14 protein-coding genes are annotated in these 26290 nt (G+C 36.3%); all 14 read right to left on the minus strand.

All coding sequences use genetic code 11. The features are described 5' to 3' along the window. Nucleotides 1–5: 5 nt before the first annotated feature. Nucleotides 6–1505 carry an alpha-L-fucosidase gene (locus R3L15_RS10515; protein WP_338731589.1) on the minus strand — a complete coding sequence of 500 codons (1500 nt, stop codon included), beginning with the start codon at nucleotides 1503–1505 and terminating at the stop codon, nucleotides 6–8. Between the two features lie 22 nt (nucleotides 1506–1527). After that, nucleotides 1528–2958: a cellulase family glycosylhydrolase gene (locus R3L15_RS10520; protein WP_338731591.1), complete on the minus strand. Its 1431-nt coding sequence runs from the start codon at nucleotides 2956–2958 to the stop codon at nucleotides 1528–1530. A 16-nt stretch (nucleotides 2959–2974) separates the two neighbouring features. Next, a complete protein-coding gene (locus R3L15_RS10525) occupies nucleotides 2975–5221 on the minus strand; it encodes a glycoside hydrolase family 3 C-terminal domain-containing protein (RefSeq protein WP_338731592.1) in 2247 nt (748 codons plus the stop codon). A gap of 17 nt (nucleotides 5222–5238) precedes the next feature. Further along, complete coding sequence (locus R3L15_RS10530) at nucleotides 5239–7401, minus strand: glycoside hydrolase family 3 C-terminal domain-containing protein (RefSeq protein ID WP_338731593.1); 2163 nt, start codon at nucleotides 7399–7401, stop codon at nucleotides 5239–5241. Then, on the minus strand, nucleotides 7402–9408 hold the full coding sequence (locus R3L15_RS10535) for a glycoside hydrolase family 97 protein (protein ID WP_338731594.1): 2007 nt from the start codon (nucleotides 9406–9408) through the stop codon (nucleotides 7402–7404). A 30-nt stretch (nucleotides 9409–9438) separates the two neighbouring features. Continuing rightward, complete coding sequence (locus tag R3L15_RS10540) at nucleotides 9439–10974, minus strand: family 43 glycosylhydrolase (RefSeq protein ID WP_338731595.1); 1536 nt, start codon at nucleotides 10972–10974, stop codon at nucleotides 9439–9441. Between the two features lie 5 nt (nucleotides 10975–10979). Then, nucleotides 10980–12488 carry a GH39 family glycosyl hydrolase gene (locus tag R3L15_RS10545; protein WP_338731596.1) on the minus strand — a complete coding sequence of 503 codons (1509 nt, stop codon included), beginning with the start codon at nucleotides 12486–12488 and terminating at the stop codon, nucleotides 10980–10982. 46 nt (nucleotides 12489–12534) lie between these two features. Further along, nucleotides 12535–14928 (minus strand): beta-galactosidase GalB, encoded by a 2394-nt coding sequence (gene galB / locus R3L15_RS10550; protein WP_338731597.1) that lies wholly within the window; start codon nucleotides 14926–14928, stop codon nucleotides 12535–12537. Between the two features lie 175 nt (nucleotides 14929–15103). Then, nucleotides 15104–16966, minus strand: a complete 1863-nt coding sequence (locus R3L15_RS10555; protein WP_338731598.1) for a hypothetical protein — start codon at nucleotides 16964–16966, stop codon at nucleotides 15104–15106. Between the two features lie 21 nt (nucleotides 16967–16987). Next, nucleotides 16988–18604 (minus strand): RagB/SusD family nutrient uptake outer membrane protein, encoded by a 1617-nt coding sequence (locus R3L15_RS10560; protein WP_338731599.1) that lies wholly within the window; start codon nucleotides 18602–18604, stop codon nucleotides 16988–16990. Between the two features lie 11 nt (nucleotides 18605–18615). Next, nucleotides 18616–21741 (minus strand): TonB-dependent receptor, encoded by a 3126-nt coding sequence (locus R3L15_RS10565; protein ID WP_338731600.1) that lies wholly within the window; start codon nucleotides 21739–21741, stop codon nucleotides 18616–18618. 43 nt (nucleotides 21742–21784) lie between these two features. After that, nucleotides 21785–23110 (minus strand): xylose isomerase, encoded by a 1326-nt coding sequence (xylA, locus tag R3L15_RS10570; protein ID WP_338731601.1) that lies wholly within the window; start codon nucleotides 23108–23110, stop codon nucleotides 21785–21787. Continuing rightward, complete coding sequence (locus R3L15_RS10575) at nucleotides 23079–24608, minus strand: FGGY family carbohydrate kinase (RefSeq protein WP_338731603.1); 1530 nt, start codon at nucleotides 24606–24608, stop codon at nucleotides 23079–23081. The genes xylA and R3L15_RS10575 overlap by 32 nt, the downstream gene beginning before the upstream one ends. A 6-nt stretch (nucleotides 24609–24614) precedes the next feature. Further along, nucleotides 24615–26219: a D-xylose transporter XylE gene (xylE, locus tag R3L15_RS10580; RefSeq protein WP_338731605.1), complete on the minus strand. Its 1605-nt coding sequence runs from the start codon at nucleotides 26217–26219 to the stop codon at nucleotides 24615–24617. Nucleotides 26220–26290 lie beyond the last annotated feature (71 nt).

Consider the following 26290-nt stretch of genomic DNA (forward strand, 5'->3'; position numbering starts at 1 on the left):
TTAAATTATTTTTGAAGTTCTATTTTATATACAAAGGCTTTATCGTCTACTTTTTGGGTTGGTGTTTTAAGATGCAAACCATCTTCTTTTAATGAAAACTCAATGTTTTCATTTGTACCCAATATAGCAATTGAAGCAATACTTTCTTTTAAATTTTCTTTAGAAAAAGCCGACAAAATTATATTGTCTTGCTCTGGAACTCCCATAACAATAGCGTAAATCACACCATCCTTTTGTGTGTAACGCACATCGCCTGATGTATACGTAAGCCAATCTAAAAACATGCCTGATTTTTCTTGTTTTGTTGGCCCTTCGCCAAACACTTGCCATGGGTGTGAGGCATAAATAGCTTCACCATTTGTATTTAACCACTCCCCAACTTCTAGCAAAATATCTTGTTGCTCTTGAGGAATTGTTCCGTTTGCCATGGGAGACACATTTAGCATCAAGGCACCATTTTTACTTACAATATCAACTAGAACATCAATAATATCGTTAGCTGTTTTATAGGTTAAGTTTTCAACGTAACTCCAACTGCCTTTTGTTACCGTCTCGTCGGTTAGCCAATATTCGTCTTTAATTTTATTGGCGCGACCTTTTTCAAAGTCCTCTAAGCTAACAGTTTTAGGCAACTCGCCTTCTTTATGTGTAATAACTACTTCTTGTCCTCTTGCTAAAGATTCATTTATATAATACGCGGCAAACTCACACTTGTATTGATTAGGAATCTTATCTAATTTACTATCAAAATAAATAAGATCTGGATGATATTTATTGATAACTTCTTTTAATTCGCCTAACCAATTTTTATAAAATTGCTCTTTAGGAATATTTCCATACATAATTCTTAACAATGAATCTTCTGATGATGTTGGCATTTTGGGATTATATGGAAAATAAGACGTATCATCTAACCATTTTGTAGAGTCATTTTGAAAAATTTGCAAGTTTCTAGCTTTATGAAAAGACGTTACAAACTTCATATTGTTTTTATGAATGGCTTTTCCTAACTCACCTACAATATCTCTTTTGGGACCTTTATCCATAGCATTCCAAGGATTAATATCACTATCCCAATTAGACCAACCGTCATGATGTTCGGCCACAATGCCTGCAAACTTAGCACCAGATTTTTTAAATAAATCTGCCCAAGCTTCGGGATTAAATTTTTTAGCATTAAACATAGGCACAAAATCATGATAGCCAAATTTAGAGAAGTCTCCATAGGTTTTAACTTGATGTTTGTTTTCATTTGTACCTTCTATATGCATATTTCTAGGGTACCAATCGTTAGCATAGGCTGGCACTGATAATACACCCCAATGGGCATAAATACCAAACTTACCTTCTTTAAACCATTTTGGCGCTTCGTTATATGCCGCTAAGGAATCCCAATGGGCCACAAAACGAGGTGTTCCTCCCTCGTTTTGCGACTGTCTCTCTTCTTTACAATTGTAAAAAAAAGCAGAAAGTAGTAATGTATATAATATTGATTTAAACTTCACTTAAATCCTCTTTCAGTAGTTTTTAATTATTTGTTATAGCGTCTATTATATCTGGGAAATATTCAGCACCATCATTTCTGTTAAAAAGTCCCATTTGATGATTGTCTGGATAGCCATTATCCCAAATTACGGGAACCATACCATGCTCTAAAGCAGACTGTGTTGTTTTTTCGTAATAATATGCGCGGTATGTTTCGGCTCCATCAACCTCTCCTCTATAACTTGCACCATATTCACCTAAAATAACCCCAATACCTTCTGCTACGAAATTATCATACATACTTTGAAATTTAGTTTCTAACCAGTCTTCGTCACCCCAACCTGCTGTTGCGTCTGGGTTGGTAGCAATTTCACCCCATTGCCAAGTATCATCATTATCAACATTTAAGGTATAATCGAATGGATCGTAATAATGTACTTCCATAAGCATACGGTTTTCTGCTGTATCTTCTGGAATTTCGGCAAAATTAACAGTATGATCTATGTTTGTGTTAAAGCCTTGCACTGTTAAAAAACGATAGGCATTTCTTCCTCCTGTTGCTCTTACAGTATTAATAAACGTTTGGTTAAAGCTGTTTTGAACGGTGTAATACTCTTCTGTTGGTGTACCATAATCACCTTCAACCATTACTTCATTTGTTCCTGCAAATATTAAATGGTAATCGTAATCTCTAAAATAGATTGCTATTTGCTTCCACATTTTATCCAATCTATCATTAACATACGCTTGGTCGTTATAGGTTGGTTGCATCCAACCGCCATCCCAATGGATATTAATAACAGCAAACATGTCGTTATCTAATACGTAATTAACAACTTCTTCTACACGCGTAAAACCAGCTTCGCTTATGGCATAATTATCATCGCCTTCTTGAATATAGTTACTCCAAGCAATAGGTATTCTAACGGTGTTAAAACCAGCAGCTTTTACGGCATCTATTAATTGTTGATTAATGGCAGGATTTCCCCATGCAGTTTCACCTCCAACAGCATCAAGTGAATTTCCTACATTCCACCCTACACCCATTTCTGATGTAAGTTGTACTGCTGTTAGGTCACTCATTTCACTAGGATCTGGTGTAATGTTTGATATTGAAGCTTCTTGTGTTACTTGGATATCGAATGATGTTTCATAAGTAAACACCTTAACGGTTGTGTTTCTTTCTTGATCTGAACTATTAGATTCTGCAGTTACAGTAATTTCTCCATTACCAACACCAGAAGTTTCCGAAATAGTTAACCAATCTGCCTCGGTACTAACGCCCCAGCTTATACTATGAGAAGCATTGACATTAAAACTTCTTTCACCACCATTAGAGGTGTAATTAAGTTCGTTTAATCCTACTGAAATATGACTATCTGCATATCCATCATCATCGTCATTGCAGGCTGAAAAACCAACCAAAATGGCTAATACAACCGTGATTTTAAGAATGTGTTTCATTGCTTTCATTGTTATCTTTGTTTTATTATTGAATAGTTATTGTTGTTTCATCAACTAAATTTCTTGAGGAATTACCTACTTTAATAACGTAATTTCCTTTTTCTACCTCCCAAGAGGCTGTGTCTACATTGTAAAATGCTAATTCCTCAACTGGGATTTGAACAGTCGCCGTTGTTTTATCTCCAGAAGCTACAGTTACTTTGGCAAACCCTTTAAGTTCATGAATTGCTCTTTCTACTTTTGATTCTGGTTTAGACACATAAACTTGTATAACTTCTTTTCCATCCAATTCACCTATGTTTTCCACAGAAACCTCTACTGTTATAACTTCCTGTTCTGTATAAGATGATTTGTTAGTTTTAAGTTGTGATATATTAAAATTGGTGTAAGACAATCCATAACCAAAAGGATATAATGGTTCTATATTTTTTGTATCGAACCAACGGTAACCTACTAAAATGCCTTCTTCGTACTTCACTACGTCATCCCCTGGGAAACTATTTGTAGCGTGAGCTGGTGAGTCTGATAAATCGACAGGCATAGTCCATGGCAGTTTACCAGACGGATTTACGTTACCTAATAAAACATCGGCTAATGCATTACCGCCTTCTGAGCCATTAAACCATGACCAAACTACGGCTTTCGCTTTGTCTGTTGTAGCTTTAATATCAAACGGTGCTCCAGCAATGAATACCACTATAGTATTTGGGTTAACCTCAAGTACTTTCTCAATAAGTTTTTCTTGCCCAAAAGGCAAGGCTAAACTTGCACGGTCGGAAGCCTCGGTTTCATAGTCTCTATTAGACCCTGCAAAAATGACTGCCACATCAGAATTTTTAGCAGCATTTACAGCTTCTTCAACTAAATCTGGATTTAATTCATTAATAGTTACTGGACCATTTAAGGTAATATCGCCTAATTTGGCTTTCTCATTTTTTGCATAACGTTCTTGATAGCCTTCTGCATAATTTATTTGGATGCTTTCTGGCAATCTATTTTTTAAGCCTTCCAATGGTGTTACTTCGCGTTTTGTTTTAACACCAGCGCCAAAACCACCTAAAGCATTCTTTTTTGTAGCATTATTTCCTATAACTGCTATGCTCTTCACGCCATTTAGTTGTAATGGTAATGCGTTATTCTCATTTTTTAATAAGACAATACTTTCTGCAGCAATATTGTAGGCGTCTTTAAAATGTGCTTCGGTATCTATACTTCCTTTAGCACGACCTTTATCGTCAATACTTTTTAAGGTATACATCAATCTTAAAATTCTTCTTACAGATTTATCGACTTCTGTTTCTGCAACAGTGCCTTCCTTTACAGCTTTTATTAAGGGGTCGGCAAAATAAAACTCGTTAAATGGTTTTGGTGTTCCCATTTCTAAATCGGTTCCATTTTCTAATGCTTTTTTGGTATTATGAACAGCAGCCCAATCTGAAATAACAATACCTTTAAAGCCCCATTCTTCACGAAGGACTTTATTTAGCATATAATCGTTTTCGCATAAATAATCGCCACGAAATTTATTATACGCTCCCATAAAACTATATGCTTGTGCTTCTTTTACAGCAGCTTTAAAAGCAGGCAAGTAAATTTCGCGAAGTGTACGTTCGTCTATTTGAACATCGACAAAATCGCGATTAGTTTCCTGGTTATTAGCCGCATAATGTTTCACACAAGCGGCCACATCGTTTTCCTGAAGTCCCACAATAAACGGTACTGTTAGCTTTTTATTTAAAAAAGGATCTTCGGTAAAATACTCGTACGTTCTTCCTCCTAAAGGTGTTCTAATAATATTAATTGCAGGTGATAGCAATACGTCTTTATCTCTAGCAATAGCTTCTTCTCCTACACTATAACCAAACTCATAAGACAGTTCTGGACTCCATGTAGCGGCAACACCTCCACCAGCTGGATAATAAGTTGCAAAATCGTTATCCCAACCTGCTGGCGCCCAATTATCACGAGATATTTCTTCACGAACACCTAACGGGCCATCGGCCATTGTTAGCTCAGGAATACCTAATCGCTCGATGGCCTTAGTTGCAAACATACTATTACCATGTAGCATACCTATTTTTTCTTCAACAGTCATTTGGGAAATTAAACTATCTATTTTAGCATCAAAATCACTGGTTATTGGTTGACCTTTATAGGTCTCTTCTTGTGTGTTATTCAAGACATTAGTTGGTTCTTGTTTGGAACTTTCCTTGCAGGAAAATGTTAAGAACACACTAAAAAGTAATGCTGAGTAAATTATATTTCTTTTCATAACAGATTTTATAGTGTTTAGTTATTGATATTAATTGTTTTTTTGAGTTTTATTTTATTTGATGCCGAACCTATTTGAAGCTCTATTTCCCCAGATTCTAAAACAAATTGTTGTTTATTTTTATTCCAATATTCCAAGTCTTTCGCTCTTAGCTGAAGCACAACAGTTTTTGATTCACCTTTTGTAAGATGAACTCTTTTAAATGCTTTTAAAGCTTTTTGTGGACGAGTGACTTTAGAATTTGGATATGACACATACAACTGTACAACCTCATCGCCATCATAATCACCTTTGTTTTTAATTGTAACTTGCACCTCTAAAGTATCGTTCTTTTTAAGAACTGTTTTATTTGTTTCGACAGTTGAATACTCGAACGTTGTGTAGCTTAATCCGTAACCAAAAGCATATAAGGGTTCGCCTTTAAAATACATATACGTTCGATTGTTTGTGATATCGTAATCCATTAAAGGAGGTAAATCGGTAATCGATTTCACCCACGTTTGTGTTAAACGTCCCGCAGGGTTATACTCACCGAACAATACATTAGCTAAGGCATATCCCATCTCTTGACTGTTCTGAGTCATATGTACAATAGAAGGCACATGCCCTTGAGTCCAGTTTATTGTATACGGAAAACTACTCGCCAAAACCACAACGGTATTTGGGTTAGCCTGGTGCACGACTTTTACAAGGTCTTCTTCTTCCAATTCTAACGATTGCCTATCGACCGACTCTTTACCGTGACTTGGCACAGGACAATCGGCCCAACCAGCATCGCAAGTCGGATGATTTCCAACAACAACAATAACAACATCGGCTTGTTTTGCGATAGTTACAGCTTTGCCATCAGCATTATTTTTTGCGTAAAGCACTTCGGTCGTTTCATTAACCTTTTCCTTTATACCTTGCAATGGTGTTACTGTATAAGGTGGCGTACCACTATACCAATCTAAAAGCACCTGATTAGCCCGCTCGCCAATAACAGCAATGCGTTTTATTTTATTTTTTTGAAGTGGTAATAATTTGGTGTCGTTTTTTAGAAGTACAATTGATTTTTCGGTAGCTTCTAAAGCTAAATCTTTATGCGTTTTTGAGTCCCAAGGATTTTCATGGCTGTTAATACCTATTTTTGAATACGGATTGGCTTCGGAGTTATCTAAAAGTCCCAATTTAATCATCACACGATAATTACCTCGTAACTCTTTATCGATATCGGCTTCGGTTAAATATCTGTTTGATATGGCACCATAAACAGCTTCGACATATTCATCTAAAAACTGATTAATACCTGCTTTTATCGTAGCTGCTGCACCTAAATATTTATTAGGGTAATACTTATGATCGGAAAGCAATAGCTTAAACGCCCCGCCATCGGTACAAATAATACCATTTTGTCCCCACTCGTTTTGGGTAATGTTTTTAAGCATAGGATGCACCATGGCAGGCACACCATTTACTTTATTATATGCAGCCATATACGCACGTGAACCACCTTCCACTATGCCCATTTTAAATGGTACCGCATAATACTCACGCCATAATCGTTCACTAAAATCTGATGATGTATAGGTACGCCCATCTTCATTACTATTGGCCAAAAAATGTTTCATTAATGAGGCCGTTTGCCAGTATTTAGGATTTTCGCCTTGCAATCCTTTAACAAAAGCAACCGTTAATTGCCCTGTTAAAAAAGGGTCTTCACCAAAACTTTCCTCGGTGCGTCCCCAACGCGGGTCTCTTGCCAAATCGGCATTAGGCGCACGAACCACCAAACCGCCTCGTTTGTATTTTTGCCAAGCATAGCGCGTTTCGTAACCTTCGGCATTGGCTACTCTTTTTAGTAAATCTACATCCCACGTTTCCCCTAGTCCATAAGCTTGAGGAAACGTAGTTGTAGGTAAAGGTTCTTTATCTTTTCCTCCCCAATCTGCTGGTCCTCCTAAAGCAAGACCATGAAGTCCTTCTACATGCGATGTTCCTACAATTCCTAATCTAGGCACCGATGGATTGGTACTTAAAGCATTTATTTTCTCATCGAGTGTCATTAAAGACAATAGGTTGTCTATACGTTTTTCAACATCTAAACTTGGATTTTGAAACGGATAGTCATATTGCTTTTGCCCGATAAGTTGAGATACAACACCTAAAACACATATGTAGAAAAAAAGAGGTTTCAACATTTATAGTTTTTTAAATCGTACAGCTGCTCCGCCACCAGCACCTAAGTGTAATGGCAATTTATCGTTTGCTGTTACTTCTTGTTTAGAAATAGTTACTTTTGCTGGATTGTTATCGATATCGGTGCCTTCGGCATCAGCATAAATTTGTGCTTCGTAAGTACCTTCATCTAAGAAAGATAAATCGATTTCAAAATCTCTTGCTTCTTCATTAGTTATACTTCCTAAGTACCAATCGTTGCTATTAATATCTTTACGAACTGTGGTTATATATTCGCCTATTTCGGCATTAATCACTTTAGTATCTTCCCAATCGGTTGGCACATCGGCTAAAAATTGAAATTCTGGCTTACCAATATAATTTTCTGGTAAATCGGCTAACATTTGTATAGGCGAATAAAACACCACATACAATGCTAATTGTTTGGCTGCTGTGGTATGCACACGACGTCCATTAAAGCCAGATTCTTGCATTATATCGATTACACCTGGTGTGAAATCCATTGGTCCAGAAAGTAATCTTGTAAATGGTAAAAGAGCTGTATGACTTGGCGGATTACCTTCGCTCCATGCATTATATTCTTGTCCACGTGCACCTTCGCGTGCCATCATATTTGGATAGGTACGACGCTCGCCTGTATCTTTAATAGGCTCATGGAAATTAACAGTCAATTGATATTGTGCTGCTTTTTCTAACACCCAACGATAATATTCTACTCCAAATTGGCTACCATGCCACTCTTTCATGTTAAGCATATCGCCTACTTGACCAATTTTCACATCGTGAATACCTAAGTCTTTATACAATTGCATACCAGCATCGATTTGCTTTTTGTAATTGATGATATTTGAGCCCGTTTCGTGGTATCCTATAATTTTCACATCGTTTTTATTGGCATAATCGACTACTTTATTGTAATCAAAATCGTCTGTTGGTTGCGTAAAACTAAATTCATGCATTTTGTTTTCGTACCAAGTTGGTGTCCAACCTTTGTTCCAGCCTTCAATTAACATATGATGTACGCCTAGTTTTTTGGTTTGATCAATATATTCTAAAGAGTTTTCGGTACTAGCGCCATGTTTTGGTCCTTCGTAAAAGGTATATTTACTAATATGCATACCCCACCAAATGCCTGTGTATTTATACGTTTCGATGTAACTTAAATCGTCTAATTTGTTTGGTTCATTTAAATTCAACACTAAATATGAATCAATTAAATCGCCAGGTTTTTCGGCAATTTGAAGTGTACGCCATGGTGTTTGAAACGAATCGGTAGTACGTACTTTTACGCCATCGCTCCATGGCATAAGATCTAAATCTAAATGTGTACCTTGTTTTTTAGCAACTGTGTAGCTTGCATAATTTTTTAAATCGGCTTCGTGTAAGCTTAAATATAATCCACCATTACTTTTAATAGTATATGGTGTGTGAACAGAATCGATTTGGCTTACTTTTGTTTGTGTAAACAAATGCTCGTAACGATTGGTTTTGTATGCAGGAATCCACCAAGAATCGCCATCGTCTTTTAAATTAAATTCGGTAAGCTCGTTCATGATGAAAATACTATCCTGAACATTTTGCTTTGGAAATATGTAACGAAAAGCCACACCATCGTCGAACGCACGGAACTCGATGTTTAATTTGCGTTTAGCATTTGTTTTTTCTTGTAACTCGACTAAAAGTCCGTTGTAATTGTTGCGAATATTATGTTTTTCGCCCCATACTTGTTCCCAAGTTTCATCGAAAGCCATTTCTTTAGTATTCACAACTTCTAAATTGCTAGCTAATGAATCGTTGTTTTTAAAGACAAAACCCAATTTCGAAGGTGTTAGCACTTCTTTATCACCATGGTTAACCATATAAGTTGGCATTCCATTATCTAAAGTAAATGTTATTGTATTTGCCTTTTCCGGCGATTGTAACACGTATTGTGTTGGCGTTTTGGTTTCTTTTTCACATGAAAAGAAAGCTACGGTTAGTAATAAAACTAAGAGAAAACGTTGTGTCATTGTTTAGTGGTTTATATTAAATTATTCCTGTTATTTTTTAATTGCTTTGTATTTAAAATTCTTAAAAGTCACCTCGCCTTCACCTATGGCAACCAAGCCAATTCGCAAGCTTAAAAAACCGCTTAATACGTTATGGTGATAACCAGAAACCTCTAAAGAACTTTCAATTTTCTGCCATGTTTTACCATCTAAACTATAATACATATCGACGATATGATTATTGTTTTCAATTTTTAGAAAAACTCGGCGATTAATTACATTTTTTTCGGTTACAAATTGCCAGCCTCTTAAGTTAGCTATGATGTTATTTTTGTCGGCTAAAACCCCTGAGGATCCTTTTTCGTTATAAAACATAACCAAACCGCCTACAGCACCGTCCTTTAATTCTATCTCTACTTGAGCTGAATATGAATGATGTGCAGGAATAATAAGCAGGGGAGAACTTTCTGGTATTGAGTTACCTTTTGCTTTAATAGTTAAACTATTATTTTTTACTTGAAATCTATTGGCATCATAATTTTTAAAGAATTTCCATTTTGGATGTAAAGAATTGCCCTCAAAATTATCACTAAGTCTATAATCTGATTTAAACTCAGGTAAGTTAGGTTTGTTTAAAGGCTTTTCTAAATCGAAATCATTTGGTAGTTTAAACCAGCCATCATCGGTCCATTCAACAGGTGCTAACAAGGTTTGTCTTCCCATGTTATAGTGATCCTTTTCATACCCATGAAACACCATCCACCAATCGTTAGGTTTAGCCTCGATAATTGTAGCATGACCAACCGACCACCATTTATCTTGTTGACTTTCGGCTCTAATAATCGGGTTATATGGTGAATTTTCCCAAGGGCCAAGTGGTGATTTAGATCGCGCTGATATAACCATATGTCCCGTTGCTGGTCCAGCTGTACCACCTTCAGCAACCGTTATATAATAATAGTCGCCGCGTTTAAAAAACTTAGGACCTTCAAGGCAAAAACATTCAATGGTCCAGTCCCTAGGAATTTCCCAACCGTCATACGAAGGTTTAAAATCACCAATAACAGATAAGCCGTCTTTCGATAAAGGCACATAGCCACCATCGTTAAAGTATAAATAGCGATTACCATCATCATCGGCAACATGCCCTGGATCTATACGCCCTATTTTTAAGTCGATTGGATCGCTCCACGGTCCAGAAATATCATCTGCAACAATGACATAATTAGTGCTATTTACAGGAAGATAAATGTAGAATTTATCGTCATATTTTACTAAATCTGGTGCCCATACCGAGCCTACATTTTTTGTTAAGGGGTTTGCAATAGGATTCCAATTTATCAAATCTTTAGAATGCCAAATGGTTAACCCTGGATAATAATCGAACGACGAATGTACCATGTAAAAATCGTCGCCATCTACCAAAATACTTGGATCTGGATAATCTCCTGAAAAAATAGGATTTATAAATTCACCAGATTCAACTAAATCTTGATTGTATTGTTTTTGTGCGTTTACCACAAATACAGAAAGAATCAACCAAAAACTTAAGGTTAGCCTTTTTTTATGAAATAGAAGGATATTCATTTTACTTATTGTTTAATTAGTTTTAATAGCACCACATCGTTTTCGTTAACAGGAATACTTTTTTCGAATGCTGTGTTTTTAACCTTTATAGTTTCGGTTAACACTGGTTTTCCTGAGCTTATTTCTTTAAGTGCTTTTACTTGCGCTCGTGTTAATTGATTTGGGCTTCCCATATTAAGGTAAGCCGTATAGGCATCGTTATGTTTATAGCCTACTTTATACAACTCTAAAATATAAGTGCCTTTTGAAAGATTAGAAATGTTTACTTGCACATTTCCTTTTGATTTTGAAGGTAATTCTTGTTTGTAGTAGGTTTGATTTAACTCGTTATCACCAGGATGTGTATGGGTAAAATCCCATAACAGGATTTGAACATTGTTATCTGTTTTGGTTGCCCACGATTGTGTATCGGTATTTTTTAGTTCGGTGGTTCCAAGTTTATTCATAAACTCGTACGCATAATAGGCTGGTTTTTTAATGCCCTGATAATTTAACAAACCAAACCCACCGTGAAATGGTGTAAATCTCGGTCCAGCTTCTTCAAAAATATCGGTAAACACCCAATACGACATCGAGTTTGCCGCATGACCTATTTGTTTTATTTTTTGAAGAATATAAGCCGCTTGGTGATAACTATCGTGAATAGGATCGGCTGGTGTATAAGACGAACTCCACTCGGTATAATGCAATTCTAAATGTTGTTTAGAAAGGCTATCCATTTTTTTTCGCACATCAATTACTTCGCCACTTACACTCCATGGATCTTCATTTAAAATGGTTCCTGAAGTTCCTAACTCATCTAAATAACCATGTTTTACGCCGTAGGAATGTGTCGATATATAATCGATTGGCACATTGTTTTTATCTGTAAATTCTATGGTTTCATTTACCCAACCATTACCTGCTGTTGCTGGTCCACCAATACGATACGCTGGATTCACATTTTTTACAGCTCTAGCTGTATAGTCGTATAGTTTAAAATATTCGTTTTGTGTTCCTGACCAAAAGCCATCTAGGTTAGGTTCGTTCCAAACTTCAAAATACCATGTTTTTACTTCATCGCTGCCATAACGTTCTGTCCAGTGTGTTATTAAGTTTTCGATAAGTGCTTGCCATTTATCATAATCGTTTGGAGGTGTTATATTACCTTTCCACCAAAAAATAGTTTTATCGTCGCTTGCCAAATAGTTAGGCATAAAACCAAGTTCGACAAAGGGTTTCATACCAATACTTAATATATAATCGTACAACACATCGATATATTGATAATTGTATTGCGGATTACCATTTTCGTCTTCTTTATAAACCCCCATATCGTCGGTAAGCAAACCATGCATGCGTATGTATTTAAAATCGCAATCTTGCTTTACCATGGCAAGTTGTTGTTGCCAATCGGCTCGTAGACCTTCGTTGGCACGACCTGCACCAATGCACTCTTTAAACATGGTGTTTAACTCGCCCAATGGTTGATTAACATCTACAGAAATAAGTCGCTCGTTTTGACTAAAACTCATTAGTGATAAAAAACAAGTTGATATGAATATTAATACAGATTTCATGTTATTTTGTTATTATTGAAATTTCTTGAGACTTTAACCCTTCGGATGTTACTGTTAATTTTATATTCCCTTGGTTATTTGTTGCTTGGACTATTACTAGACACTTTCCGTTTAAGGCTTTATGCGTGTCTCCTTTAAATGACTCATGATTAGTTGGATTGCCATTAGCTACGCCTACAATTTTGCCCTCGCCTTCAACTGAAAAATGAAGTTGATTTTGCGCTGTTGGTACAATAGTCCCTTTGTCATCAACCACATCAACTGTTACAAACGACAAGTCGTTTCCATTGGCATTAAGAGTTTGCCTATCGGCTGTTAACTTAAGTGTTGATGGTTCACTTGCCGTTTTAATTTCTTTTTCTAAAACCACATGACCATCTTTTCTAGATACAGCTTTTAGTGTTCCAGCTTCAAACGGAATACGCCACATAACATGTAAATCGTCGCCTTCTTTTTTCCGTATGCCTTGCGATTGGTCGTTTACAAATAATTCAACCTCATCGGCATGGTTGTAATACGCCCAAACATCGACAGTTTCTCCTTCGCTCCAATTCCAATGTGGAAACAGATGTAATACATCCTTATCTGTCCACTCGCTTTGGTACATGTAGTACACATCTTTTGGAAAACCAGCCAAATCGACCACTCCAAAATAAGAGCTTCGAGACGGCCAAACATATGGTGTTGGTTCTCCTATATAATCGAAACCTGTCCAGATATACATACCTGATAGAAAATCATATTTTTTAATTATTTTCCAAGTTTCTTCGTGAGTAGAGCCCCAAGGTGTACTCACTTGATCGTAAGCTGAAACGGTATTTCCTAGATTTCCGCCGTCGAAAGGTATATCCCAACGTACTGGCCAGCGTTTTAAGGTATCGGATATTTTATCGTAATAACCACGTGTTTGCAACCCTGAAGTCGTTTCAGTTGCAATAAAAGGTGTATTGGGGAAGTTTTGCTGATGAAATGGATATGTTTGGTGTGCATAATTATACCCTATTATATCTAACTCTCCTGATGCTGCAACGGGATTTAAATGTACGGTAGACGCATCGAACTGCGTTGTAACATCGGTGTTAGGCATATTTACCGGCGGATTCATTGCCACTGTAATTGGGCGCGTGGTGTCTAAACTTCTAACAAGTGCTTTTAACTCTTTTGCAGTTTCAACGCCTTGTTCGTTCCATTGTTCCTGGATTTCATTACCAACACTCCAAATAAAAACACTTGGGTGGTTTCGGTCGCGTTTTATAAAATCTTCAAGGTCTTTTTTATGCCATTTACCCCAATTGTTGGCATAATCGAACTCTGTTTTGGTGTTGTTCCACATATCGAAAGATTCGTCCATAACAATGAAACCCATACTATCGCATAAGTCTAACAGCTCTGGTGTTGGCGGGTTGTGTGCGGTACGAATACCATTTACACCCATATCTTTCATGATTTGTAATTGGCGTTCTAAAGCTCGTGTATTTACGGCTGCGCCTAAAGGCCCTAAATCGTGATGTAAACAAACGCCTTTTATTTTTACTTGCTCACCGTTAAGTAGGAACCCTTTGTTTAAATCGAATTTAAAATATCGAATTCCAAAAGAAGTTTGGTAAGTATCGACCACTTTCTTATCGACTAGTATTTTAGTAATTGCAGTATACAAGTTAGGTGTTTTAATCGACCATAATTCGGGATTTTCTACTGCTAATTCTTGATGAATAGTTTTGTTTTCGTTTTTATTGATTGATAGAGCTGAGCTTGTTGTATTAAGTTCTGTATCGTGATTATAAATTGTGGTTACTATCGTAGCTTCCTTAGCTTCTGAGTTATTATTATTTATATTGATATCGATTGATACCGTTGCTTTTTTATCAGATACTTTTGGGGTTGTAATAAATGTTCCCCATTGGCTAATATGAAGTTTATTGACTGTTTTTAGCCAAACATTCCGGTATATTCCTGAACCTGAATACCACCGTGAATTGGGTTGTTGCGAATTATCGACTTTCACCAACAATTCGTTGTCTTGTCCATTATATTTTAAATATGGTGTTAGGTCGTACTCAAAAGAAATATATCCATTAGGTCGGCTCCCTAAATGATGTCCATTTATCCAAACATCGCTGTTCATATAAACGCCATCAAACTGGATAAAGGTTTCCTTTGAAGCGTCTTTAACTTGAAATGTTTTTTTATACCAACCTAAACCTCCTGGTAAGTATCCGCCGCCTAAATTGGCTGGATTATTTTTGTTAAAACCGCCCTCTATACTCCAATCGTGCGGCACATTTAAGTGTCGCCATACAATATTTTCCGAGAGGGTGTCATCTTCTGTTAAAACAAATTGCCAATCGTTACTAAAGTTAATCTTGCGATTTGCAACTTTGTTTTCGGTTTTCATCTGTTTACAAGATGATAGTCCCAGTAAAAAGACAAAAACACTTAAATATTTTATTTTGAATTGGCAAAACATTATTGTAGTCTGAGAAACCTTTTTAAATTAGGTAAGAAGCAGTAAATAAATACTACTTCTTACCATAAAAAACACTAATTGAAAAAATATATCTAAACAACGTTTAGTATAAAACAATACTATCTATCGTCGCTGTTACTGCTGTCATATCTGGTATATCATTACCCATACCAACAATATCTACAACAAATACAACAGCACCTTCTGCTGCTGTTCCTGGCACATAAGATACTGTATATGTACCATCGCCTGTTACAGTTATATCGGCACCATTACCATTAGGGTTCCAATCGGCATCTGCATAATACATATGTGCATCATAAGAGCCTGTTACTCCAGTACCACTTATGGTAAATGTTACTTCGATAGACGAATTAAAATTTAAATCGGCTGTATTTAAACCTGGATCATTTACTGTGGTTCCAAATTCATTATAGATTTCTAGGCGAAGGTTTCCGTTTCCTTCAAGATCTCCTAAATCTAATTTTGAATTATCAAAAGGGACTTCAGTTCCAGTTTCTTCGCCACCACCGTTACTTGAAACATTTGGTTCTAAGTGAAAAGCAGTGTATTGAGTAGGTTCATTAACATCATCTGCTGCGCCTAACCATAGATCGGAAATATTACCTTCGGAATCTGTTCCTATGTTTAAAATCCTAAGTTCATTATTCGTATCGGGAGCAAAAGACGCCCAATTAATTATAGTGAATGTAGGTACGGTAATATCGAAAGAATAGATTCCTGAGCTATCTATACTATACGTTCCTTCGGTAGTTGTACCATCTGGCGTTACAAACACCACTGAATTATCAGCAGAATCCATAGTCATAGAGAAATCGCCATAAACTGCTGGATCTGGTGTTCCTAACCAATCTGGGTAGTCGCTTGGTACTTGCCAACCATTCATCATAGACCCATCTAAATTGGCCCAATCTATTGGGTTATCTTCAGATAATTTCCACTCTATAGCTGTTGTTGATATAACACCAACGGTATCCTCCCAACCATCTGGTAGTTCTGGTTCTACTGGGCCTTCTTCTTCTGGCACCCAGTTATCGTAATAATCTTGTGAGATAAAGTTATATACAATCATGGCTGGACCTTCGCTTGCACAAGCTCCTATGGCTTCACGAACAACACCTAATTGCATGGTATCTTCGGTTAAAGAGAAAACTGTAATGTTACCCCAGTTAGATACGCAATCGTCGTAACCTACGTTGTGCAACATTTCGGCGTCGAACATAGATAAGGTATATGAATCTACATCTAGATAATATGTTCCTTCTTGTGTTCCTAAAGCTGGTAACGTAAGGTGGTCTACTGTAACATATGGGCCACCATCTAGACTAAATTCCATATAGCCGTAGTCTGCTGCATCCATAATCCAGGTGTTGCTTGGCCAATCTGGATTCCAATTCCAACAGTCGTCACCATAACAACCAGATTCTTGAGATCCGTCTGCAGATGGGCCTCCACCTTCTAGCCAACCGTTATTAGTTCCATAAAAGAACATTGGTCCTGCAAAATATCTAGAAACGCCTTCGCTATCTAAATCTAGAAGCCATCGTTTTGAGTTACCAACACCTCCAGAAAGATTATTCCATAGTTCGTGATCGACATAATTTAAATTGTCATCAGTAACTGTAATAGTAACTGGATCTGCTTCTACAACGCCACCTGCTGTAATGGCAGAAAACTGTATGGTATATTCTCCTGCAAAAGCATATCGTACAGTGACAGATTGTTCTGTTGATCTTCCTGTTCCATAATCCCAAACAGCAACTGTTTCTGGTGTGTTATTGGTTAAAATTACGGTGTTTCCTCCTGGATCTACAGAAAAATCTTGTTCTATAGTGAAGTTCAGTTCAGATTTGCTTAGCTTTTCTCCTAGTTCGTATTCTTGTTCGCTACAAGAAAACGTTAATACTAGCATACTCAGCATTAAAATTTTAACTATAGTTTTCATACTTGATTTTTTAAATTAATATTACCAACCTGGATTTTGCTCTAATGTGCCTCCAGATAAAGTTATTTGTGTATTTGGTATTTGTGATAAGCCTTGCGTTTCAAGAAGGTTACCTCCATCTATGGTTTTAACAGTTTCAATTCCACCATTTAAAAGTGTGGTAGATTCTGCTATTTCCGCTGCTGCTTCACCTACGCCTTGACGTAATAAATCCCAATATCTTATTCCTTCTAAGGCAAATTCTAGATGACGTTCTTCTAAAATATTATCTTGATTAACAGATAATGGTGTGAAGTTATTACCATAAGCGCGTTGTCTTACTTGATCGAAATATTGTTGCGCGCTTCCACTTCCTAATTCTGCTGCCATTAACAAGACATCAGAATATCTTATAGCAAAGTAATCTTGAAAGTTTCCTAATTGGAAATCGGCAGCATTTACTATTTCTGTTGCATCTACTAATGCTCCTGTTTCTGGATCATACTCAGAACGTGGTGTATACTTTTTATTATAATAGCCTGTATATTCACGTTGTCCTTCTATGTTATCGAAAGGAACTTCTTCTTCGTCTACAGCTATTACAGTAGCAAAACGTCTGGAATCGGTATCATCATATAAATCGTATAGTTTTGAGTTTACTGTAACACCCCATCCTCTTCCGTAAGGATAAGACATAAACTCTCGCATACCAAATAAAACCATCCAATGGTTTCCATCTGTATTACCATTGTAATCACTTGTGTATGTATATTTTATTGAAAATACTATTTCTTGATTAGCCTCTCCGACATAAGTTGATTCTTCACCATCAATTTCTGGGCAAGCTGCAGGCCAAAGATTTTTAAAATCGGATACCAAACCATGACCACTTAACGAAATAACATCTTCTAAGTGTGCTAAGGCTTCAGATTGTGAAACTAAGCCAACTAAATCTGACTGCCCATAGTACCCTGTATAATATAGGTACACTCTAGCTAACATGGCTTTAGCTGCCCAACGTGTTACACGTCCATTAGGAACAGCAGAATAACTTTCTTCTGGGATGTTCTCTGAAGCATACATTAAATCTTGAGCTATTACTGTATAAACTTCGTCTGGAGTTGCAGGTGGTATAATATCTTCTGATGGTTCTGTTAATAATGGGATATTCCCCCAAAGTTTCACCATATCGAAATATAAATACGCACGAATAAATCTTGCTTCGGCTTCATAACGATCTCTTGTTTGTTCGTTATTTGTCCAGTCAATTTGATCTATTTTTTGTATTAGTACATTACAACGATATAAGGCTTGATAATATTTTATCCAAGTATCGTTAAACAAGTTTTGGTAACCTGGCGCTCTATTAATATCAAACTCATCTATAGCTTGGTGATTAAATCCATCGTTATTTCCTACACCCCCAAAACAGTCATCAGACATAATTTCTGAAGCTGTATAAATAGATAATCCAGAGGCTCCTGTAACAACTTGTAATCCATCGTAACAACCAACTAAAGCTGCATAAGCATGTTCTGGTATTTGATAATAGTTAGAATCTGTTGGTTCGGTTACTGGCTTTGTGTCTAAAAAGTCATCGGAACAACTTACTATAGTAAGTAGTCCTAAAACAAACATGTATTTATTTAATCTTTTCATGATACAATTTTTTAAAATTTAACATTTAACCCCATCATATAGGTTCTAGGTCTTGGGTAATATCCTATATCTACTCCTGATGTAAATGTTGGACCATATCCTACTTCTGGATCCATACCGTTATATTCTGTAAAAGTAAATAGGTTTAGTGCGGAGAAGTAAATTCGAAGTTGCTCTGCAAACATTGTTTTTTTACTAAATGCTTGTGCTATATCAAACCCTAGGGTTACCGTACTTATTCTTAAGAAATCACCATCTTTTATATAGATATCAGAAAATCGGTTATAGTTTCTATTATCTGTTGTTACTCTTGGCATTGTATTAGATGATCCTGGACCATGCCAGCGATCTAAAATCTGGGTTGTCCAGTTTTGATTTTGCCCTGTATTTCTATATGATTGCACTAATTGATTTCCTGCCACACCATTAGCTTGTAATGAAAAATCCCAAGCCTTATAGTTAGCCCCTATTGAAAATCCGTAAGTAAAATCTGGATTAGGGTCTCCTATTTCTGTTTTATCGTTTTCATTTATCACACCGTCTCCATTTTGATCAACAAGAATTAAGTCTCCTGGTGCAGCATCTGGTTGGATTTGCGTTCCATTTGACGATACATAACTATCTATTTGTTGTTGTGTTTGAAAAACACCTCCTGTTTCGTACCCCCAGAAATACCCCATTGGGTGCCCATCTTCGGCACGATAAAATATTGGTGAGTTATCCCATAATTGATTAGGATCCCCATTTATAACACCACTTTCGTTTGGTATTTGTTGTACTTCATTTTTATTATAAGCGCCATTAAAGCTTACATTATAACTAAAGTCATCTCCTATTTTATTTCTATATGAAACAGCTAATTCTGCACCTGTATTTATAACACTTCCGCCGTTTATCCAAGGTGCATCTGCTCCTGCTGTAGCTTGCACAGAAGGATTAATTAACCAGTCTTTTTGTTCTTTTCGATACCAATCAAAAGTTACATTTAATTTAGAATTAAACAGTCTGGCATCAAAACCAAAATCTAGTTCTTCGGCTGTTTCCCATTGTATATTTGGGTTTGCCAAACGATAAGCGTACGATCCTGGTGTTAAAGCACCTTCTTCGTTACCAAATGTGTAATTTGTATTACTTATTCGTATTGGAGATAGGTATTGGAAATTGCCTGCATTTTGGTTACCTACTTGCCCCCAACTAGCTCTTAGTTTAAAATGACTTAACCAATTAGCTTTATCTTCCATAAAGTTTTCTTTGGTTATCACCCAACCTAAAGAAAACGACGGGAAGTATCCCCAACGTTTACCATCGGCAAACTGTGAAGAGCCATCGGCTCTAAAAGTGGCATTTAATAAATATTTTTCTTTGTAATCGTAGCTTAACCTACCAAAATAGGACATGCGTTTTACAATGTTTTCTGGTCCACCAGATAATGAAATATTAGCGCCTTCGGTATTGGTTGCTGTACTTAACCAAGCATTGGCTAAATCGTCGTAAATAACTTGTGTATTAGAACCAGACATAAAGTGCCCATCATATTTAAATGACGATGTTCCTACCATTGCAGAAAAATTATGTTGATCTTCATCTCCTAAATTAAAATCGTATGTTAATAAGTTATCCCAAATCAAGCTTTTACCTTTATTCATGTATTGCGAAACGTTTCTTACTCTATTAAATGAGTAAATAGAAAGCTCGTATAGTGGGGTAAAAGAATGCCCTTGTGAAGCATAGTAATCGATACCTAAACTAGTTCTAAAGTTTAAGTTTTTCATTAATTCGAAGTTGAAATACACATTACCTACTAGCTTTTGCTCGTCAGATTCGTTCTGGTTAGAATACACCATTTGTGCGTATGGGTTAGACACGCCTTGCAACCAAGGTTCGTTGTAACCTGTTGTATTAAAATATTCACCATTTTGATTGTAAACTGGTAAAAGCGGATTGGTTTGAAAAGCTGGTCGTAAGGCATTATTATACTGCCCGCCTACACCTATACCATTTCTATTTATCCAGGCATAACTAAAGTTTTCACCAAAGGTGATTTTATCTTTATACAATTTATGCTCTGAATTAAAACGGATGTTATATCGTTCGTAAAAGGAATTATCCTTTCCGCCTACAATACCTTCTTGATTTAAATATGATAATGAAGAAGAGTATGTTGATTTTTCTGATCCACCAGAAACACCTAAGGTATAATTTTCGGTAGCTGCATTATCTTCAAACATCTCATCCATCCAATTCGTTCCTACACCTGCATTTGCAATATCTTCATTAGAATATATCATGGAGCTACCAGAGTTTAAAGCAGCCTCATTCATAATTGTCATATATTCTGTAGCATTTAACAAATCGACCTCTTTTGCTAAAGTTTGGATACCGTAGTACTGATCGAAAGTAATTTTGGCATCGCCTTTTTTTCCTTTTTTGGTTGTAACTAAAACAACTCCATTTGCTGCTTGCGAACCATAAATTGCCGCAGAGGCTGCGTCTTTTAAAATAGAGATACTTTCAATGTCTGCATTATTAAGGTATGAAATATCTCCTGTTTGAACACCATCTACTATATACAACGGCGAGTTATTACCTATAGTTCCTAACCCTCTAATAACAACATTCAATCCTTCTCCTGGTTGCCCTGAACTAGATGTAATTTGTACACCTGCAGCTTGCCCTTGCATAGCCTGTAAAGCATTAGTGGTGCTCTGCTTTTGTAACGACTCACCTTCTAATTGCAAGTTGGCTCCTGTTGTTAAATCCTTCTTTTTAACACCGTAACCAATTAAAACGACTTCCTCTAGCGCTTCTGTGCTTGGTTGTAATTGTACTGAAAGTGTGGTTTGGTTTTGCACATTTACTTCTTGAGTTGTATACCCTAAGTAACTAATTTGCAAAACAGCATTAGATAGCACTTCTATTGTAAAGTTACCATCAAAATCTGTCGAAGTTCCTTTGCCTTCCATGCCCATAACAACAACTGCTGCTCCTGGTATAGGCATACCGTCTGAAGCATCGGTTACTGTTCCAGACACTGTAATGTTGCTTTGCGCAAAAGTTGATTGCACACTAAAAAGTAAGAGCAACATTGTTATACTTAAGGTAAGTAAACCCGAAGAATAATAAAATCTACTTCTCATAATTTAAAAGATTAGTTAATTATATTGACTATTTTAAATAATACTAATAAGCGTTAGCAATAATTTGCTCGTACAATTCTTGCTTTCCACTTATTTGTTTTGGTTCTCCTTTTGATTTGGCTATAGCACTTAAATCTTCAAGGTTTAAGTTGCCTTGTTCGAATTTTGCACCATTTCCATTATCAAAAGATTGATAGCGTTCTTCTCTTAATTTTTTATAGTTTGTATTTTTCAATACATGATCGGCACAAATTAATCCTCTAGCAAAAGCATCCATTCCAGATATGTGAGCGATAAACCTATCGTCTAAATCTGTAGAGTTTCTTCTTACTTTAGCATCAAAGTTAATTCCACCACCTTTAATTCCGCCGCCTTCTAACAGGACTATCATGGCTTGCGTAATTTCATAAACATTAATTGGAAACTGATCTGTATCCCAACCGTTTTGATAATCGCCACGGTTAGCATCTATACTTCCTAAAAGACCAGCATCGATTGCTACTTGAAGTTCATGTTGAAATGTGTGCCCTGCTAATGTGGCATGATTAACTTCTACATTTAACTTAAAATCATCTTGAAGGTTATATTTATTAATGAAGCCTATTGACGTTGCCGCATCGTAATCGTATTGATGTTTTGTAGGCTCCATTGGTTTTGGCTCTATTAAAAATGTGCCTTTAAACCCTTGTTTTCTTGCATAATCTCTAGACATAGACAAAAACATAGCTAAATGCTCTTGCTCTCTTTTCATATCGGTGTTTAATAAGCTCATGTAGCCTTCTCTTCCGCCCCAAAACACATAGTTTTCTCCGTTTAGTGCTACGGTAGCATCGATAGCTATTTTAGCTTGTGCTCCTGCATAGGCTACAACATCAAAATTTGGATTTGTTGAAGCTCCATTCATGTACCTTGGATTATTAAACAGGTTTGAAGTTCCCCAAAGTAGCTTTATTCCTGTTTCCTGTTGCTTTTGTTTGGCATACTCTACCATGTGCTGAATTCTTTTTTCAAACTCGGCTAAAGTTGGTGCCTCATCAACAAGGTCGATATCGTGAAAACAATAGTATGGAAGCCCTAATTTTGACATAAATTCAAAACCAGCATCCATTTTATGCTTTGCTCTAATTAAAGCATCTTCATTTTTATCCCATGAAAACGTTGCTGTATCAACTCCAAACGGATCGGAACCTTTATCGCATAATGTATGCCAATAAGCCATAGCAAAACGCAAATGCTCTTTAAGCGTTTTTCCTGCTACAATTCTATTCTCATCGTACCATTTAAAAGCTAATGGATTATCACTATCCTTTCCTTCAAAAGGAATGGTATTTATATTTTTAAAGTAGGCTTGTGATGTTATCGTACTCATAATTATTATCTTGAATTTTTATATGTTTTTTCCAGTTTTGATATATATCTTGGTATTGTTTTGAGAGTTTCAAATCGGGCTCTATATGTTCTATAATATTTAAATTTGAAAAGGCTTCTTCTAAGGTGTTAAAATACCCCCAACCGTATGCAGCACCTCTAGCTGCACCCTCTGCACCTGAAGTTTTATAAAGTTCTAATGCTGTTTGAGATGTGTTAGCAAAAATGGATCTGAATACAGGACTTAAAAACAAATTAGCATGCGAGGCTTTAACGATATCTCCAGAAACACCTATTGACTTTATAACATCAAAACCATAATTCATGGCAAACACAATACCTTCACAAGCAGCTCTAACCAAATCTTCAGGTTGATGAATATTAAAGTTCAGGTTTTCAATTCCTGAGTTTACTTCTTTGTTGTTAAAAATTCGCTCAACACCATTACCAAAAGGGTAAAAACGCAAGCCTTTGCTTCCCACTTTGGCTTGAGATGCCATAGAATTTAGCAACTCATATGAAACCATTTCTTTTTTACCAACAGACAATAGTTTTCTAAGCCATTGGTATAAGATTCCTGAGCCGTTTACACAAAGTAATACACCGTTTCGTTTTTCCTCTATTGAATTATTAACATGTAGAAATGTATTTACCTTATTATTTTTATCGTAAGCATTTGTATTAGTAACCGCATATACAACTGCAGAAGTTCCTGCATTTGCCACTACCTCACCTGGTTTTAATGCGCTTAAGGACATCGCGTTGTTAGGCTGATCTCCTGCACGGTAAGTCACCATGGCTTTATTATTGATTCCTAATTGCTTTGCTATCGTGACGTCAACTTTAGCATGATGCCCAAATGTTTCTACAACCTCAGGTATTACTTCATCCGAAATACCCATAGCTTGTAATATTTCTATGGCTGGACGGTTTTCTTTAAAATTCCATAAAGCAGCTTCTGAAAGTCCCGATGTACTGGTTTGTGCAACTCCTGTTAATTTAGCTGCAATAAAATCTCCTGGCAACATCATGTAAGAGGCTTTAGAAAACACCTCTGGTTGATTTTCTTGAACCCATTTAAGCTTGGAAGCCGTAAAATTTCCTGGACTTCCTAAAATCTGGGACTGGCAAACCTCTTCACCTATTAATTGGTAATACTGCCTACCTATTTCTGCCGCCCTACCATCACACCATATAATGGCAGGCCTAACAGGTTCTAGATTAGAATCGACTAAGACTAATCCATGCATTTGATAAGCGATTCCAATACCTTTTATATTTTCGGTTACAACACCATGTTTCTTTTTAAGCTGCTGAATTCCATCTTTAATGTATTCCCACCAAAGATTTGGGTTTTGCTCGCCCCACCCCATTTTAGGTGAGTCAATTTTTGTTTCAAACTCAGGAACAGTTATAGCACATATTTCCTTTTGCTTATCGGCTTCAAACACCGAAAGTTTAATTGATGAACTACCTAAGTCTATTCCTAAAAAGTACATATATTATTAATTATTTTCTTTTTTAGATTGCCACAGCATTTCCATTTCCTCTAAGGTTTTCCCTTTTGTCTCAGGCACAAATTTCCATATAAAGAATGCTGACAACACACCCATTACACCATAAACCCAGTAAGAAAATCCGTGATTGAAAAGCGTAATTAGTTCTGCATTATTATTCATCATAGGAAATGTCCACGATACTAATAAGTTTGCTAACCATTGTGCCGCAACAGCCACTGCTAAAACGCCTTTAATTTTATTTGGAAAAATTTCTGAAAGTAACACCCAAGTAACTGGTCCCCACGACATGGCAAAGGCAGCAATATAAACTAGCATAAACAACAACGACACTACACCTGAACTTTGCAGGTACAAGGAGAACCCTAGACCTATCATACTAACCGCCATAACACAACTACCTATTAGCATAAGTTTTTTTCGCCCATAGTTATCTACAGTAAAAATGGCTACTATTGTAAATAACATATTAATAGCTCCAACAATAATAGTTTGCATTAATGAAGCATCGGTTTTCATTCCCATGCCTTTAAAAATTTCTGGAGCGTAATAAAGCACCACGTTTATTCCTACAAATTGCTGAAAAACAGAAAGAAGAACACCTATAATTACTATTCCCCAACCGAAAAACAACCAATGGCCATTTTTTTGTTTAAACGACTTTTTAATATCGGCAAGAATTTGTTGTGCTTTACTTTGCCCGTTTAAACCTGATAATACTTTTACTGCATCTTCCTCTTCACCTTTCATAACCTGAAAACGAGGTGTTTTAGGCACAAAAAACAGGAAAATAAAAAATAAAACTGCTGGCACATTTTCTGATAAAAACATATATCGCCAACCTATATTATTTATCCAATCTTCTGTTTGCCCACTAGCTATAAAATAGTTTACGAAATAAACTATTAACATCCCTGCAACAATAGCGAACTGATTAAAAGACACTAATTTACCTCTAATATTTGCTGGAGCCATTTCGGCTATATACAGCGGTGACAACATACTTGCTAGACCAACTCCAACTCCTCCTACAATTCTAAAAATCATAAAAGCTGTTAGTGTTGTACCGCCAAAAACATTTAAAGTATCTGGATAAGCAGAACCAAATGCCGAAATTATAAACAAGATTGCAGACAATAAAAGGCCATTTCTTCTTCCTATACTATTAGCCACCTTATCCCCCATAGACGCACCTATAATACAGCCCACGAGCGCACTACTAATCATAAATCCGAAGATGGAATTTTTCAGGTTATCTGTTAAAACATTCGCCCCTTTTAAAAAACCTAAATAATAAACTACGCCTATTAATAAAAAGAGTATTGCCACAATAACCGTTGCAGTTGATTTCTTGTAAAATTTATAAATAAATGACGCTATTAACACTCCTACAACAACAACACAAGCTGTTAATACTATTTTAAATTGTATTATTGCCTGAATAGCCATTTTGGAGTCCTCTTGTAATGTGTTTACAAAAAAGGATTCCAATGCTCCAACAGCACCAGAAATAACAGCTGTATCATAACCAAAAAGTAAGCCTCCTAAACTTGCTACAATTGCTATTAAGTAAACACTTTTACTATTTTTCATAAAAAACGCCATATTTATAGTCAATTAAACCATTTCTTATGGTTAATCTGACTACAAGTTTAAGGATGATT

The sequence above is a fragment of the Mangrovimonas cancribranchiae genome (genome assembly GCF_037126245.1).
Taxonomy (GTDB): domain Bacteria; phylum Bacteroidota; class Bacteroidia; order Flavobacteriales; family Flavobacteriaceae; genus Mangrovimonas; species Mangrovimonas cancribranchiae.

Coding starts and splice junctions, on each gene's coding strand:
- R3L15_RS10540 (WP_338731595.1), bottom strand. CDS start 10,974: ATGAATATCCTTCTATTTCATAAAAAAAGGCTAACCTTAAGTTTTTGG.
- galB (WP_338731597.1), bottom strand. CDS start 14,928: ATGAAAACCGAAAACAAAGTTGCAAATCGCAAGATTAACTTTAGTAAC.
- R3L15_RS10575 (WP_338731603.1), bottom strand. CDS start 24,608: ATGTACTTTTTAGGAATAGACTTAGGTAGTTCATCAATTAAACTTTCG.
- xylE (WP_338731605.1), bottom strand. CDS start 26,219: ATGAAAAATAGTAAAAGTGTTTACTTAATAGCAATTGTAGCAAGTTTA.
- R3L15_RS10565 (WP_338731600.1), bottom strand. CDS start 21,741: ATGAGAAGTAGATTTTATTATTCTTCGGGTTTACTTACCTTAAGTATA.
- R3L15_RS10545 (WP_338731596.1), bottom strand. CDS start 12,488: ATGAGTTTTAGTCAAAACGAGCGACTTATTTCTGTAGATGTTAATCAA.
- R3L15_RS10560 (WP_338731599.1), bottom strand. CDS start 18,604: ATGAAAAGATTAAATAAATACATGTTTGTTTTAGGACTACTTACTATA.
- R3L15_RS10525 (WP_338731592.1), bottom strand. CDS start 5,221: ATGAAAAGAAATATAATTTACTCAGCATTACTTTTTAGTGTGTTCTTA.
- xylA (WP_338731601.1), bottom strand. CDS start 23,110: ATGAGTACGATAACATCACAAGCCTACTTTAAAAATATAAATACCATT.
- R3L15_RS10530 (WP_338731593.1), bottom strand. CDS start 7,401: ATGTTGAAACCTCTTTTTTTCTACATATGTGTTTTAGGTGTTGTATCT.
- R3L15_RS10535 (WP_338731594.1), bottom strand. CDS start 9,408: ATGACACAACGTTTTCTCTTAGTTTTATTACTAACCGTAGCTTTCTTT.
- R3L15_RS10555 (WP_338731598.1), bottom strand. CDS start 16,966: ATGAAAACTATAGTTAAAATTTTAATGCTGAGTATGCTAGTATTAACG.
- R3L15_RS10520 (WP_338731591.1), bottom strand. CDS start 2,958: ATGAAAGCAATGAAACACATTCTTAAAATCACGGTTGTATTAGCCATT.